General features: G+C 66.3%; 14 protein-coding genes. 4 read left to right on the top strand and 10 right to left on the bottom strand.

The features are described 5' to 3' along the window. Nucleotides 1–19: 19 nt before the first annotated feature. From AC5Y30_RS22335 to AC5Y30_RS22310, 6 genes are all read right to left on the bottom strand, one after another. A complete protein-coding gene (locus tag AC5Y30_RS22335) occupies nt 20–781 on the bottom strand; it encodes an SDR family NAD(P)-dependent oxidoreductase (RefSeq protein ID WP_499921066.1) in 762 nt (253 codons plus the stop codon). Then, on the bottom strand, nt 778–3,129 hold the full coding sequence (locus AC5Y30_RS22330; RefSeq protein ID WP_499921065.1) for a CaiB/BaiF CoA transferase family protein: 2,352 nt from the start codon (nt 3,127–3,129) through the stop codon (nt 778–780). Before AC5Y30_RS22330 ends, AC5Y30_RS22335 begins: the two co-directional genes overlap by 4 nt. Nucleotides 3,130–3,148: 19 nt before the next feature. Beyond that, nucleotides 3,149–4,117: an enoyl-CoA hydratase/isomerase family protein gene (locus AC5Y30_RS22325; RefSeq protein WP_499921064.1), complete on the bottom strand. Its 969-nt coding sequence runs from the start codon at nt 4,115–4,117 to the stop codon at nt 3,149–3,151. Between the two features lie 33 nt (nt 4,118–4,150). Continuing rightward, nucleotides 4,151–4,987 carry a mycofactocin-coupled SDR family oxidoreductase gene (locus tag AC5Y30_RS22320; RefSeq protein WP_499921063.1) on the bottom strand — a complete coding sequence of 279 codons (837 nt, stop codon included), beginning with the start codon at nt 4,985–4,987 and terminating at the stop codon, nt 4,151–4,153. Beyond that, nucleotides 4,984–6,189, bottom strand: a complete 1,206-nt coding sequence (locus AC5Y30_RS22315; RefSeq protein WP_499921061.1) for a cytochrome P450 — start codon at nt 6,187–6,189, stop codon at nt 4,984–4,986. The genes AC5Y30_RS22320 and AC5Y30_RS22315 overlap by 4 nt, the downstream gene beginning before the upstream one ends. A 243-nt stretch (nt 6,190–6,432) precedes the next feature. Beyond that, a complete protein-coding gene (locus tag AC5Y30_RS22310; RefSeq protein WP_499921060.1) occupies nt 6,433–7,113 on the bottom strand; it encodes a TetR/AcrR family transcriptional regulator in 681 nt (226 codons plus the stop codon). Between the two features lie 174 nt (nt 7,114–7,287). On the opposite strand from AC5Y30_RS22310, the gene AC5Y30_RS22305 reads away from it, so the two are divergent. After that, nucleotides 7,288–7,896: a SecDF P1 head subdomain-containing protein gene (locus AC5Y30_RS22305; RefSeq protein WP_499921058.1), complete on the top strand. Its 609-nt coding sequence runs from the start codon at nt 7,288–7,290 to the stop codon at nt 7,894–7,896. 305 nt (nt 7,897–8,201) lie between these two features. Here the strand turns inward: AC5Y30_RS22305 and AC5Y30_RS22300 are convergent, their stop codons facing one another. Continuing rightward, the gene (locus tag AC5Y30_RS22300) at nt 8,202–8,609 is read right to left on the bottom strand and encodes a tautomerase family protein (protein WP_499921056.1); all 408 of its coding nucleotides are present in this window, start codon (nt 8,607–8,609) and stop codon (nt 8,202–8,204) included. A 117-nt stretch (nt 8,610–8,726) separates the two neighbouring features. Here AC5Y30_RS22300 and AC5Y30_RS22295 point away from each other — a divergent pair, with 117 nt between their 5' ends. Both AC5Y30_RS22295 and AC5Y30_RS22290 read left to right on the top strand, forming a co-directional pair. After that, the gene (locus tag AC5Y30_RS22295; protein ID WP_499921055.1) at nt 8,727–9,401 is read left to right on the top strand and encodes a winged helix-turn-helix transcriptional regulator; all 675 of its coding nucleotides are present in this window, start codon (nt 8,727–8,729) and stop codon (nt 9,399–9,401) included. A gap of 64 nt (nt 9,402–9,465) precedes the next feature. After that, entirely contained in the window at nt 9,466–10,131 is a 666-nt protein-coding gene (locus tag AC5Y30_RS22290; RefSeq protein WP_499921054.1) for a class I SAM-dependent methyltransferase, read from the top strand. On the opposite strand, the gene AC5Y30_RS22285 is transcribed toward AC5Y30_RS22290, so the two are convergent. Further along, complete coding sequence (locus AC5Y30_RS22285; protein WP_499921052.1) at nt 10,122–11,723, bottom strand: arylsulfatase; 1,602 nt, start codon at nt 11,721–11,723, stop codon at nt 10,122–10,124. The genes AC5Y30_RS22290 and AC5Y30_RS22285 overlap by 10 nt on opposite strands. Nucleotides 11,724–11,830: 107 nt before the next feature. Here AC5Y30_RS22285 and AC5Y30_RS22280 point away from each other — a divergent pair, with 107 nt between their 5' ends. Continuing rightward, nucleotides 11,831–12,850 (top strand): nitronate monooxygenase, encoded by a 1,020-nt coding sequence (locus AC5Y30_RS22280; RefSeq protein WP_499921130.1) that lies wholly within the window; start codon nt 11,831–11,833, stop codon nt 12,848–12,850. 8 nt (nt 12,851–12,858) lie between these two features. On the opposite strand, the gene AC5Y30_RS22275 is transcribed toward AC5Y30_RS22280, so the two are convergent. Then, a complete protein-coding gene (locus AC5Y30_RS22275) occupies nt 12,859–13,680 on the bottom strand; it encodes a class I SAM-dependent methyltransferase (RefSeq protein WP_499921051.1) in 822 nt (273 codons plus the stop codon). Between the two features lie 7 nt (nt 13,681–13,687). Beyond that, nucleotides 13,688–14,956 (bottom strand): amidohydrolase family protein, encoded by a 1,269-nt coding sequence (locus AC5Y30_RS22270; protein WP_499921049.1) that lies wholly within the window; start codon nt 14,954–14,956, stop codon nt 13,688–13,690. Nucleotides 14,957–15,024: the final 68 nt, after the last annotated feature.

The following is a 15,024-nucleotide window of genomic DNA, read 5'->3' as shown; positions in this document are numbered from 1 at the left end:
CCAATCCGAGGCCACGCCGCTACCAGGTCTGCTCGGCCGAGCGCACCAACATGTGATTGACCGCGACCCGGCGGTCGCGCGTCACCATGAACAACACGGCGTCCGCGATGTCGTCGGGCCGCAGCATGACCATACCGGCCGTCTGCCGTTCGAACGCCTCGCGCGACTTCTCGGCGAGGTGGCTGAAGATTTCGGTGTCGACGGTTCCGGGGCCCACCACCCCGACCCGGACCCGCTTGCCGAGCACCTCTTGGCGCAGGCCCTCGCTGAAGGCGTTCACGCCGAATTTGGTCAGCGAATACACCGCGGTGTTCGGCCGGGCCACCCAGCCGGCGGTGGAACTGACGGTGACCAGGTCGGCCACCCCGCGCGGCGAATCGGCGGCCGCGTCGATCAGATGCGGAAGCGCGGCGCGGGTGGCGTACAGGACACCCTGCACGTTGACGGACACCATGTTGTCCCAGTCCCGCAGCGACGCCTCGGTCGCGGGCGCCGATTGCATCAGGCCGGCGTTGTTCACCAGGATGTCGAGGCGCCCCAGCTCGGCGACGGTGCGCTGCACGGCGGCCGCCACCTGTTCGGCATCGGTCACGTCGGCAGGCACCACCAGCGCTGTGCCACCGGCCGATTCGATCTCAGTCTTGAGCTCGGTCAACCGGTCGACCCGGCGGGCGAGCAGGGCCACCGCGGCCCCGTGGGCCGCCAGCGCTCGAGCCGTTGCCGTGCCGATGCCGCTGCTGGCGCCGGTGACCAGGGCCGCTGTGCGGGCCAGTGTCGTCATGTTCCGCCAATCGGTTGGCTGCCGAGTATCTCGTTGAGAACATAGTCGGTGTCCTCGCCCAGGTCCGGCGCCCCGCGCTCGATCCGCGCCGGGCAGCGGGCCATCCGCCAGGACGGCCCCAGCACCGGGCGCTGGCCTTCGCGATGATCCGTGACGAAGCGGTACAACTCGCGGTCCCACAGCCGTTGGTCGGCAATGACATCCACCGATGTGGCGCTCTTGGCGGCCGGTACCCCGGCCGCGCGCAGTCGCTCGGCGAGCCGCTCGGCGTCCCGGCCTCGAGTGAACCGGGCGAGGTCCGCGTCGAGCGCTTCGGTGTGCCGGTGTCGCGCCTCGCGGGTGGCGTAGCGGGGTTCGTCGGCCAGGGTCGCGGCGCCGAGTGCCTCGCACAACCGTTGCCATTCGGCATCATTCGCGACGGCGATCGTGATCCACGTGCCGTCGGCACACGGGTAGCAGCCATGGGGGCACATATCCGGGTGCGCATTGCCGCTGGGCCCCAGCGGCCGCCCGGTCAGCGAATGCTCCAGCAGGCAGTCACCGATCATCGAAGAAAGGGTCTCCACGGCCGACACATCGACGAACTGACCCGCGCCGCTGAGCTCCCGGTGCAGCAATGCCACCACAGCGGCATATGCGGCCGCCGCGCCCACCGTCGAATCGCCGTAGCGCATGCTCGTCCCGAGCGGCGGCCCGTCGGGGTAGCCGACCAGGGAGGCGGGCCCGGCCAGCGCGGCAAAGCATGGCGCATAACCGGTTTGGTGACCCAGTGGCCCGTCGTTGCCCCACATCTTGATCGACACGGAGATGATGTCGGGCTTGATCTCGGTGAGCTGTCGGTATCCCAGGCCCTGGCGTTCCATGGCACCCGGGCGCAGGTTGTTGATGACGATGTCGCTGCGCGCGATCAGCTCGCGCAGCCGCGCCATCCCCTGTGCCGACTTGATATCGAGGTCCACACTGAGGATTTCGGGGTTGATGCTCAGGAAGTAGGGCGCGTGGTTTATGTCGGTGCCGCCGTATGCGCGCATCTCCTCGGGGCTGTCGGCCGTCTCGATCTTGATCACTTCGGCGCCCAGCATCGCCAGTAACTTTCCGGCGTACGGACCGGCCCACACTTTGGTGAGCTCGACGACCCGCACGCCTTCCAGCGGCCCGCCCCTGGCATCCCTGGGTGGCTTCAGTTGCGCCGACTTGACCGTCGGCCGGGCGCGCGGGGAGTCGACGCTTTTCAGCACCGACCGGGTGTGCTCACCGAGACCGGGTGCGGCACTGGTGATTCGGGCGGGCGATGCGCTGAACGCATAGGGCACGGTCGGATACGCCGCTTCACCCAGCACCGGATGGCGGACTCCTTGGAAGAAGCGGCGGTGGCGATACTGTGGCGACTGATGCAGGTCGGCGGCGCCGTTGACGGGCACCAGCGGCACACCGAGCCGCTGGGCCCTTTCCGATGCCTGCTCTTTCGGCAGGCCGGCAACCCAGGAGGCGAATCCGCACTGAAACGCGGTGACCTTCTTTGCGGTGACGGAGAACTCCAGCCAGTCGTCCTCGAAAGCGTCGAGCCATTCGGGCTGGTCCATCAGGGTTTTCACCCCGGACCAATGCGCAGCGCTGGTCATGTACAAGTAGACGAAGCCGTCCGCGCAGGCGAAGAACGATGTCGGCCCGGCCTGATCGTAATCAGCGCGCGCACCGTCGGCCGGCACTTCGCCGGTGACGAGGCGACCCAGGATGCAATCGGCGCGCGAGACCAGCACGGCCTGCTGGGAGACGTCGATGGACTCGCCCTGGCCGGTGTGCAGACGCCCGCACAGCGACGACACGACACACAGCGCCGCTTCCAGCCCGGCTTCGTAGTCGGCGAGGAAGCGACCCGGTCCCTGCAGCGGGGGCTTGGCGGGGTCTGGATGGCTCGGAGTGTGATATCCCCACCCGCTGGCGTGAAAAACGTTGATGCTGCGGGCATTGTCGAACTCGGCGGCCACCCCTTGCCCGTATGGGGTGATGGAGCAGAAGACCACGGACGGATGGCGCGCGGACCAGTCCGGTGACCGGCCGTCGATGACCGCGTCGGCGGTGTCGATCAGCCGGTGCAGCCGCTCGACGTCGGCCGCCGAGCCTCGATCGAGTACGACGGAGCGCTTGTTGGTGTTGAGGTAGGCGAACAGCGCGCTGCCTTCGCACCCGTCGGCGAGGATGGGCGCCATCGCGCGGGTCGCGCTGCCGCCCTCCGGAGCCTCGATTTTGATGACCTCGGCGCCGAAGTCGGACAGCAGCTTCCCGCAGTACTCCCCCGCGACGGATTCGGCCAACTCGACGACCCTGATCCCCGTCAGCGCGGACATGCACGCCTCGCCAAAACGGTCAGGGCTTCGCGCGGCCCGAGCGGCTCAGGCGCCACTCCGGCGGGAAGTTCATGTCGTTGTCCTTGACCACGTTGTTGAGGCCCTTGTTGAAAGTCCCTTCGGTGAGGTCGACCTCTTCCGCGTCGTTCTGGATCATCGGCAGCATGCCCTCGACCATGCCGGTCAGCAGGCTGCCGAAGTACTCGCCCTTGTGCTGCTTGTACAGCTCGAGGAACGTCTTTTGGACCGCGACCGTGTCGGTCGGGCGGGACCGTGAGCATGCCATGGCGTATTTCTCGGTCTCGGCCTCCAGCTGGTCGCGGGGCACGACGCTGTTGACGAAGCCGCAGTCGTACATTTCCTTCGCGCTGAACGGCCTTCCGGTGAACAACATCTCGGAGAACTTGCGCAGGCCCATCGTCTCGGCCCACCACCACAACCGGGGTCCCCAGCCCACGTACCGAAACGCCGGGTGCCCGAACAGGGCGTCGTCGCTGGAGATCACCAGGTCGGCGTCGCCGGCCTGATAGAAGTGCCACCCGTAGCAGTAGCCCTTGGCCTCGATGATGCTGATCTTCCGAAGTTCCTGCAGCGGACGGTTTCCGGCGCGGGCCTTGGCGTAGAAGTCGGTGACGGTGGACAGGTAGCGGTACGAACCACCGGGTGGGTACTTGACGTCGTCGTCGTTGATCGCGAGCTCGTGATGCAGGGGCAGGCCCGGGTTCTCCAGCATCGGACGCTGCTCGGGCAGGTCGCCGCCGCTGCCGAAATCTTGTCCCTCGCCGCGGATCACCACCACTTTGACGTCGTCGTCCACGTTGCACTTGTGGATCAGGTCCGCGTAGTTCTGCCGCATGCCCAAACTGGTGGCGTTCTGCGCGTCGGGACGATCGAACGTGATGTACGCGATCCGGTTCTTCTTGTCCTTCTCGAACTTGATGTACTGCTCGGCTTCCTTCTTCAGCTTTGCGTAGTCATATTCGGGCATGGGCTTCTTCTTTCACTTGATTCTTAGTTGACGCTATTTGAGCAACGCGCCCGCATCGACTGGCAGCGAAACGCCGGTGATGTAACGAGATTCGTCAGAGGCGAGGAACAGGACGGCGTTGCTGATGTCGATGGCTTCCACCCAGGGCACCGGCATCGTGTGGGTCATCTGGGAGAACGGCGCGAAGTCCTCCGGCCCCGGATTCTCCAGATCCGGTCGAAACAGCCGGAAGGTGATGTCGTTCATGGTCATCGGCGTATTGACCTGACTGGGATGGACCGAGTTCACCCGAATGCTGTGCTGGCCCAGCTCGACCGCGAACGCCCGCATCAGGCCGAGGACACCGTGTTTGGCGGCGATGTAATGACCGGTGTACGCCATGGCCTTGTGCGATCCGACCGAACCGGTCAGCACGATGGAGCCACCGCGTCCGCCGGCGAGGATGTGCGGCACACCGGCTTTCACGGTGTGCCAGACGCCGGACAGATTTACGTCGATCATGTCCTGCCAGATCTGCTCGCCGATCTTGTGCAGCTTGTTGCCGAAGGTGCCGATCCCCGCGTTGGCGACGATGATGTCGAGACGCCCGAGCTGTTCGACCCCGCCGTCCACGGCGGCCTTCAGCCCGTCGTAGTCGCGGACGTCCACCTGGACGGTCACGATGCGCCGGTCGAGGTTTTTCACCAGATCGGCGGTCTCGGCGAGGTCTTCGGGGGTCGCGTGCGGATAAGCCAGGTTGTCGATCGGACCGCAGACATCGATCGCGATGATGTCGGCACCCTCTTGCGCAAGACGGACGGCGTGACTGCGCCCCTGACCGCGCGCGGCACCGCTGATGAAAGCGACTTTGCCCTCGACTCGCCCGGTCATCGTGACACCAGCGCCGGCATACACTCCCAGCCCCGCACCGTGGATGTTGGACTGAGAACGGCGCCGCTCAGGTCAACCTCCCACTCCGGGAATCGTTTCAGGATCTCCTCTAGCGCGATGCGGCCTTCCAGACGTGCCAGCGCCGAGCCCAGGCAGAAGTGCGTTCCCATGCTGAAGGTGAGGTGCGGGCGCACCGTGCGGTGAATGTTGAATTCGTTTGCGTCGGGGCCGAACTGGGCCTCGTCGCGGCACGCCGACCCGATCAGCATCATCATCACGCTGCCCTCGGGGACGGTTTGGTCGTGCACGGAGACGTCGCGGGTCACATAGCGGGACACGTGCGGCGCCGGCGGCTCGTACCGCAGTAATTCCTCGATGGCCTGCGGGATGAGCGTCGGGTTCTCGACGAGGTCCCGGCGCTGATCGGGGTGTTCGGCGAGAACCTTTCCGGACCAACCGATCAGCCGTGTCGTCGTTTCGTTGCCGGCCCCGGCGACCACGTTGAGGTAGACCAGGATCTCCTCGCGAGAAAGTCGCCGGGTGGTGCCGGTCTCGTCCACGAATTCGACGTTGAGGAGCTCGGTCATGATGTCGTCGGACGGATGGTCGGAGCGCCAGTCGATGTAGGCCTCGAACTGCTCGCCCACCGACAGCCCCTGCTCGGCGGCGCTCATGGGCTTTCCGGCCTCGGTACGCAGCTGCGCGTTGCCCCGGTCCCGGATGTACTCCTGGTCTTCCTCGGGGATGCCCAGCAGCATGCTGATGACCTTCATCGGCATCTGCGCGCCCAGGTCGGTGACGAAGTCGAAATGGTCCGAGCCGACCAACGGATCCAGGCACTGCGCGCAGAAGTCGCGGATCATCGGCTCGAGCGCGGCGATCCTGCGCGGGGTGAACATGCGGGACAGCAGTTTGCGGTGCACATCGTGAATCGGCGGGTCTTCGAAGATCAACATGCCCGGCGGGATTTCGAGGTTGGCCCTGATCAGTTCCAGGATCGCGCCACGCGCCGAGCTGAATGTCTCGTGGTCGACGAGCGCCTTGCTGACATCCGCGTAGCGACTCACGGCATAGAAGTCGTATTCGGCGTTGTAGTAAAGCGGCGCCTCCTCGCGCAATCGCGCGAACATGGGGTACGGGTCCGCGATCAGCCCGACATCGTATGGATCGAAACGAACATGGCTATCGGTGCTCGCCGTCACGAAATCCCTCCTACCGCTGCAGTTTTAGACGCCCGCATCACCTGCACCAGGGCTAGCGCTGCCAGTGCCGCAGCGCTGGATTCGGTCGGGGCAATTTGTACACTCCGCTTAATTGCGTCGCTCTGATTTGTGCGCAAGCTCGGGAGAAAACGACGCATGAACGTGGGCCTACTCTATTCTCGTAGAGAACCATACAGCGGGTGGTCTGGCAAGAGCCAGAGACACCGTGTCCGGCCGGTGCCCTCACGCTGGCCCGGCCGTCCCGCGGCGCAACACCCGAAGGCCGCCGGTGTGGGTGAGTCGCCCCTTGGCCGAACTCTTCAAAATCCCGGCCGCGATCGCCGACAGGATTCCGTCGAGCTGTTCGGGACTGTCGATGATCCGGTCGCCGTGCGCGAACCGCTGCAGCAGGCCATTGATGAACGTCAGCGTGACGTTGCTCAGATCCTCGACGACGGCGGGATCGAGCTCGGCGCCGTGCGGCATCAGCTGGACGAGGATTTCGCGATGCAGTTTGGTGAACTCATCGGTGGCCTGCTGCAAAATCGCGGCCAGTGCTGGGTCGCGGGTGGCCTGCATGGTCAGCTCGTATCGGGCCCTGGTCCGATACAACTGCGGATCGCTGCCGGCCTGGATGACCACCTGTGACAAGCGCGAGGGCGCGAAGTTCTCGCCGGTATCGGAACTGTCAGCGATGGCCTGCAGCTCGGCGAGGTCGAGCTCGGCCGAGCGTTCGGCCGCCGCGCGCAGCAACGCCGATCGCGTGCGGAAATAGAACGACGTCGTGCCGTCCGGCACCCCGGCCTTGCGATCGACCTTCAGGTGGCTCAACCCCTTGGCGCCGTCATCGGCCAGCAACTGGATCGCCGCGTCACACAGATCGCGGCGGCGTTCGGCGGGGTTGGGCTTACGTCGCTTGTCCATAACCTTCTAGGCGGCGACGTTACTCTATATTCGTAGTGTCGGTAAAGAGGTCGGTTCCAGTTCCCCCGAATTGCGCGATGCCCAGGCGGCGCGCTACCGGACACCAAAGAAACTGGCCTGCAGGAATTCCCGCCGAACGTGGAATCAATGATCTCGCGGGTAGAGTGCATTCGAATGATTCACCGTCGATTCGGCGTGGGTAGCGCCGCCGCCTGGCTTGGGTCTATCGGCCTGCTCGCGGCGACACTGTGTGGCTGTCAGCAGACGCACAAGCCCGCGCCGCCCACCTCGTCCACCACCGCGCAGGCCAGTACAAGCGCGCCGCCGCCCCCGCCCCCGCAGCCGGCGATGAAGATCGCGCCATTGCCGGTCCGGCCGGTGACCAAGTCGCAGCCCACGACGCCCGCCGTGAAGTGCCCGGCCACGGATCCGAACGCTCCGGTTAAGCCGACCGACGACCTCACCACCTGTGACATCGGGCGGACCACGGTCTACACGTTGGGCCCCGAGATCGCCCAGCTCGGCCTTGTCCGCGTCGACCCACCGAAGGCGTTGACCGCGGACTATTACGAACTGACCCTGGTGCTGGATCCGCCGTCGGCGGCCGCGTGGGCCGCGTTCACGGGCGAGCATCTGCAGGACCACGTGGCCTTCATTAGGGACAACACGGTCTTGGAAGCGCCGATCATCGAACAACCGGCTACGTCCGGGCGGATCGTGCTGACCACCCAAACAGCCCAGGGCGCGGCGCAATTGGCCCAATTGGTGGGCCGTACCGCATGACCGGGTCGGGGCGCCCGGACCGCCGCGGCATCGGCGTGCTCAGCGTATCCTGGTTGCCCCCAACCGAATTGGTGGATTATCGCCGCGGACTTGGGGTTGCGCGGCGGTGACGAGGGCGCCCGAGCGTCCTCCATGGATTGAGGTATGACGCAACGCAGGCGCGCAGCGCGATCAGCGGCCATCCAAACCCGTTTTGGCGGAACCTGTTTAGCGCGCGAACACACCTTGTGCTACCGACTCGGACCAGGATGCCGTGGTAGCACCGTGGTCCGAGTCGACAGCGATCGCGTCAGCGGGCGGAAGGCTCAGCGATTCAACTCGGCAAGGGCGGCAACGATTTCCGGCTTGTCGGACTGCAGACTGCCCCTCCAGCCGACATCCCGCAGGGGGTAGTGGTTGACCAGAACGAGGACTTCCTCGATATTGGCGATCCCCGCATACGCCGCGCCGACGGCCGACTCGATCTTTTGCACCAGCTTGCGTTTGGCATCCAGGCTGGCCAGTTCCGGTGCCTCCAGAGACACCACCGGCCGCACCGGCTCCGCGTGCACGCGGCCGTCTTGTGACACGTTTTCGGCCGAGTACTCGCGCAGCCAGCCGCGGGTGTCGGGGAAATGGTAGGCCTCGTCGAGCGCGTCGGTGATCTCCTTCAACATCGTCTGCTTGGCGTTCTGCGGCGCCCCTTTGGGCGCGTCGATGGTGAACACAGGCATGGTTTTCATCTCCTTCGTAGTCCGTCCCAAGTGGGACGAACCCGACGCTAGCAGCACTAGTTGGAAAAACCAAGTATCTAATTTGTTTAACCTATTATTGCTGATAGCATGCGATCCATGGCTAGGAAGCGGAGATATGACACCGGCTGCGCAGTGGCCCATGCGCTGGATCTGGTCGGCGAGCGCTGGGCGCTGTTGGTGGTTCGTGAACTGCTGCTGGGCCCCAAACGCTTCACCGATCTGCTGGCGGGGTTGCCGGGCGCAGGCCCAGACATGCTGACCCAGCGGTTGCGCGAGCTCACCGACACCGAAGTGGTGCGTCGCCGTCGGCTCGGCCCGCCCAGCGCGTCGTGGGTGTACGAATTGACGCCCTGGGGGGCCGAGTTGGGGCCGATCGTGCTCGGGCTGGCCCGCTGGGCCAGCCACTCACCCACCATGCCCTACGACGGCACACTTGGTGTCGACTCCCTGATGCTTTCCCTGACAGCACTTTTCGACCGCCGCGCCGCGGCCGGGCTCGACGCGACAATCGACATACACCTGGACGATCAGCCGTTCCGACTCCAGATCAACGGTGGCGAACTCACCCTGGCTCGCGGTGAAAGCGGTCACCCGGACGCGACACTGGAAACCGATGAGGCCGCCCTGCTCTCACTGCTTCGCACTGACCGTGACCTCGACCAGATCCTCGCCGACGGAGCTCTACGCCTCACCGGCGACCGTGCACTCGTCGAAAGGTTTCGACGCCTCTTTCCGTTGCCGCAGCCTGCTGGGTCGACGGCGAACGCATAACGAATGTGTCCGCGATGGCACGCTGGCGGGTTGCCACGCCCGGGTTTCCGGTTAGGGTCAGCGGATGGACCAGGTGACGGACCGCTGGCGCGCCGCCCGGGTGGCATCGGCGTTGTACAACACGGCCGCAATGCATGACAGCGTCGCCGCGGTGGGCGCAAAAGCGTTGTGGGGATTGACATTACCTGACCTACTGGGACATGTTCAGCGTGTCGCCGAAGCTCCCCCAGGCGCCCACGTGCTTGACATCCCATGCGGTGGTGGCTTCGCCTTTCGTGGCGTGCGCCCAGGGCAGGATTGCCACTACGTGGCCGCCGACATTTCGTCCGACATGCTGAAACGGGCGCGCGGCCAGGCGGCTCGGTTGGGGGCGGCCCACCTGATGGAGTTCGCCGAGGCCGATGTCACGGACCTACCCTTCCAGGACAACACCTTCGACCTGGCACTGACGTTCAACGGCCTGCATTGTCTTCCCGACCCGCGAGCGGCGGTTTTCGAGCTTGCCCGCGTGCTCAAGCGCGGCGGGATTCTTCGCGGCAGCACGTGCGTGCGCGGTCGAGGCTGGCGCCAGGATCGGTTTGTGACGGCGTTGCGGGCCGCGGGCTTTTTCGGGGATACGCCCCACGTCGGCGACGTGCAGCGCTGGCTTACCGATGCGGGGCTCGAGGTCCTGGCGGCACGGCACAGTGGTTCGGTCGAGCTCTTCGAGGCCCAGCGGACTCAGAGCTGAACCTCGTACACGGATACGGGATCCAGGATCACGCCGGTTTCCTCGACGTAGCGATCCCACAGGGTCAGCAGCTCGGCCAGCTTGTCTGGCCGTGAGGCGGCCAGATCGTCGACTTCGCCGGGGTCGGAAGCCAGATCGTAGAGTTGCCAGCTGCCCGGGCCGTAGGGCGCCGGCAGATACAACGCCTTCCAGTCGCCCTGCCGGATGGCACGGCGGCCGAACAGCTCCCAGCCCGTGCCGGTGTCAGCGTCGTGCACGGTCTCGGTGGCGCCGGTCAGGTAGTCCACCAGTGAGCGGCCGCGCATGGGCGACACCTCGCGGCCGCGATAGGACGTGCCCGGGTGGGTGATCCCGGCGAGCTCGAGTAGGGTCGGCGCGACGTCCATGACGGTGCTGAACGCGGTGCCGATCTGTTGCTGCCGGGCGAAGCCGGGCCAGGTGACGAAGCCGGTCACCCGGATTCCGCCCTGGGTGGTGAACGCCTTGTGCAGGCGCGATGGCGCGGTGGCGGCCTGCGCCCAGCGGGGGCCGTACCAGATGAACGACGTGGGCCGGCCGAGGTTGTCCAGGCTGTTGTCGCAATGCTTTTCGATCTGCGCGGCGATCTGCGGCCCGCGCAGCGGCATCGCCTCCACGATCGCGCCCTCGGCGCCGTTGTCGGACATGAAGATCACGACGGTGTTGTCGAGTTCGCCGCTGGCCGAGAGGAAGTCGATCACCCGGCCGACGTTGTAGTCCATCCGGTCGACCATTCCGGCGTAGACCTCCATGCTGCGCGCCGACACCGCACGCTGCTCTTCGGTCATGTCGGCCCACTCCGGTGCGCCGTCGGCCACCACCGGGTGTGCCACGACGTCGGGGGGACACAGGCCTAGCCGCTTGAGCGCGGCCAACCGCTCCTCGCGCAGCGCGTCCGGGCCGGCGTCGTACCGGCCCCGATACTTCGCAATGGATTCATCGGGGGCCTGCAGCGGCCAGTGCGGGGCCTGGAAGGGCAGATAGGCGAAGAAGGGCCGGTCGTCGTCAGGAGCGCGCTCTTCCAGATACCGCAACAGGGTGTCGGTATAGGAGTCCGAGGAATAGAAGTCGTCGCCGACGGTGACGAATCGGTCGTCTTCGGTGTAGAGCGTCGGCACCGGAGAGAATCCGCGCGCCGCCGAGCCGCCGTAATGGCTGGCGCCCGCCGGCAGCAGGGCGAATGAGCGCTCGAAACCTCGCGCCCACGGCGAAGTCTCGATCGTGGCGCCCAGGTGCCACTTGCCCGACATCAGCGTCAGATAGCCCGCGTCACGCAGCAGTTCCGGCAGTGCGACAACCCGGTCGTTCAGATAGCCCTCGTACCCGGGGGCGCCGCGGAACTCCGGCGACGCGACCTCGAGCATCGTCCCGATGCCGGCGATGTGGTGGTCGGTGCCCGTCAGCAACATCGCCCGGGTCGGTGAGCAGGCCGGGGCGGAGTGGAAGTCGGTGAACCGGACGCCCGCATGGGCCAACCGATCGAGGTGGGGCGTCTCGATCTCGCCGCCGAACGCGCCGAGGTCCGAGAAGCCGAGGTCGTCTGCGACGATCACGAGGAAGTTGGGGCGCGTCACGCTCAAGCATCCTGCCAGGTCCGTCAACGGGGCGGAGGCCGGCGCACCGCCTCGGCGCCGATATTGTCGAGAATGGCGAGGCCGTGACACACCGAAAGGGCAGGGAGATGTTGGCGCAGTTTGGAATGTCCGTTCCGCTGGTGGCGGCTCCGATGTCGGGCGGCCCGACGACCCCGGCCATGGTGTCGGCCGCCAATCGCGCGGGGGCGCTGGGCTTGCTGGCGGCCGGATACAAGACGGTCGAGGCCATCGAGGGTGAGATCAAAGCCGTTCGCGCCGAAGGAATCCCGTTCGGGGTCAACGTCTTCGCGCCCAATCCGGTGCCGGTCGACCCGCAGCGTTATCACGCTTACGCCGCGATCGTCCAGGCGGAGGCCGACCAGTTCGGGCTGACGCTGCCGCCCGAGCCCATCGAGGACAACGACACATTCGACGAGAAGATCGCGCTGTTGCTCGACGACCCGGTCCCGATGGTGTCGTTCACGTTCGGCATTCCGTCGCGGGACGTGATCGCCGCGCTGCGACGCGCCAACAGCGTTGTGGTCCAAACGGTTACCACGGTTGAGGAGGCGGCCCAGGCGCACGACGCCGGCGTCGACATGCTCGCCGTGCAGGCCGCCGCCGCGGGCGGCCATTCCGGCACCCTCTCGCCGCAGCGGCCGCTGACGCCGGTCCCGATCGTCGAGTTGGTGCGGCAGGTCGTCGCGAAGGTGCCGCTGCCGGTGATCGCCACCGGTGGGCTGGCGACTCCCGCCGCGGTGGCCGAGGTGGTCCGCGCGGGTGCGACCGCGGCCGCGGTGGGCACCGTGCTGTTGCGCGCCACCGAAAGCGGCGCCTCGGCCACTCATCAGGCGGCCCTGGTCGATCCCGCCTACACGGAGACGGTCCTGACCCGCGCCTTCACCGGCCGGCCGGCCCGCGGCCTGCGCAACGCGTTCATCGACGCCCACGAAGCCGAGGCGCCTGCGGGTTATCCCGCCATCCATTACCTGACCAGCCCGCTGCGCAAGGCCGCCGCGGCGGCGGGCAAACCGGACTACGTCCACCTCTGGGCGGGCACCGGGTACCGGCACGCGACCGCGGAGCCCGCGTCCGACATTCTGTGCCGGCTGGCCTCCGACCTGTGATGGGCTAGTCAGAATTCGAAGCGGTTGAGCACGTCGTAGTGGCGGCCGGCCGTCATCCACGTGACCTGGTAGATCAACCGCACCGCGGCCGACGGAATTCGCTTGTAGTCGGCCAGCACGGGTGTCTGCCCGATGAACCGCAACCGGGGATTCCAGGTCGCGATCTCGCGCGCGTCGCGGATGCCCCACTTGATGATTCCTCGGGTGAAGAGCTTGGACATCAGCGGCGCCAGGGCCGAGAGTGTGTCGAAATGCATTTCGCCGCCGGCGAATCGGTCGGTCAGGCTCTGCAGCAGCCGCCGCACTTCGTCCTCCTGCAGATACATCAGCAGGCCCTCGGCAACGATCAGGGTCGGACGGCCGGTCGGGACCTGTTCGAGCCACTGCAGTTCGGTCACCGACGAGCCGATCATCCGGTAGCGCTCGGTGTCGTCGTAGAGCCGACGCCGGAGCCCGATCACGCTTGGCTGGTCGACGTCGAACCATAACACCGTCGGCGGTACGGCCACTCGGAAGTAGCGCCCGTCGAGGCCGCAACCCAGGTGCAGCACAACGGCATCCGGATGGCGGGCGAGGAAGTCGGCGCACCAGTCATCGAGCTGCCTGGCGCGCAGTGTGACCAGGTACTGATTGGCCGCCGGCCACGACATCCGATGGATGCGCTTGAAGTCATACGCGATCCGGTCCACCGCTTCCGCTGCCGGCCTGTCCCCCAGAATCGGTCGCTGCGTGCGGCTTTCGTGGGCGCGCAGATACAGGGTCACGAGGTTCGTCCACTCCACCGAGCCCCAGGGCACCGAACTGAAGTCGACTTTGTCCGTGGTGGTCATCGCCGCATCAGAACGCTTCGGGATTTTGTTGCACCTCGGCGGGTACCGGGTGCTGATACAGACGAGAGGCGTTCTCCCAGCTGAATTTCCGGACGACATCATCCGGTAGCTCGCCGATTTGCTCGTGAATGGTTTGTTGGGTGTGCGGCCACGTCGAGTCGCAATGCGGGTAGTCGGCTTCTAGCATGATGTTGTCGACGCCTATCCGGTCGCGCTGCACGAATGAGGACTTGTCTTCGACCGCGCAGAACCAGAAGTTGCGCGTCAGCACCTCCGCTGGCGTCAGGGGTTCACCGAGCGCCTGCCAGGTGCCGTACATCGCGTGGTAACTGAGCATGTGGTCGAGGCGGTCGAGCAACCCCGCCACCCAACCGATTCCGCCCTCGGACAGGCAGATCTTGAGGTCGGGGAACCGGCTGGGCAGTCCGGAGTACAACCAGTCGACCGCGGCGGAGATGGCGTAGGCAAAAAACAGCACACCCTGCACGTCTGGCGGCGCATCCGCCGTGGTGGACGGTGACGATCCCGACGATCCGATGTGCAGGTTCACCACGGTGCCGGTCTCGGCGCAGGCGGCCATCAGCGGATCCCAGTGGCCGGTGTGAATGCTCGGCAGCCCGAGCATCGCCGGGTTCTCGCTGAACGTGACGGCGTGAAAGCCGCGTTCGGCGTTCTCGCGGATCATCTTCGCGCCGAGCTCGGGATCGAGCAGCCACGGCAACTGGCAGGGAATGATCCGGTCGGGATACGAGCCCGCCCAGACGTCGAAGTGCCACTCATTCCAGGCCCGCACCGAGGCCAGCGCCAGATCGCGGTCGCCGGTCACCTGCTGCAGTCGTTGCCCGGCGAAGCCCGGGAGAAACGACGGAAAGTTCAGCGAGGCGTAGATGCCGTTGAGGTCCATGTCCTTGACTCGGGCATCGATATCCCATGCCCCCCTGCGCATTTCGTCGAATCGGACCGGCTCGAAACCGTATTCCGCGACCGGCCGGCCGACCACCGCGTTGAAGCCGACGTTGGGCAGCTCCTTACCGTCATAGACCCACGTCTGTCCCCCGCTGTCGGTCTCGACGACCTTCGGCGCCCGGTCCGCGAACTTGCGGGGCAGGCGGCCGGTGAAGGTGTCCGGGGGTTCGACGATGTGGTCGTCCACCGAGATCACCGTGTAGCGGCGCGGGGCCCGGGGCGGATCGGGCAGGAAGGTGACCGAGCGCTGACCGCCGGTCTTGGCGGTGGTGAAGCTGAGGTCGGTGGCCAGCTCGTCGATCGATTTCACTCGTCAACCTCCTTGCGGGGCGGCGTTCAGTGTGACGGGACGGCATTCAGTGTGCGGTGGCGGCGACG

Source organism: Mycobacterium sp. NGS27, from assembly GCF_059813005.1.
The sequence above is the reverse complement of the archived record's forward strand: the minus strand, read 5'-3'. Positions and strand labels throughout refer to the sequence as shown.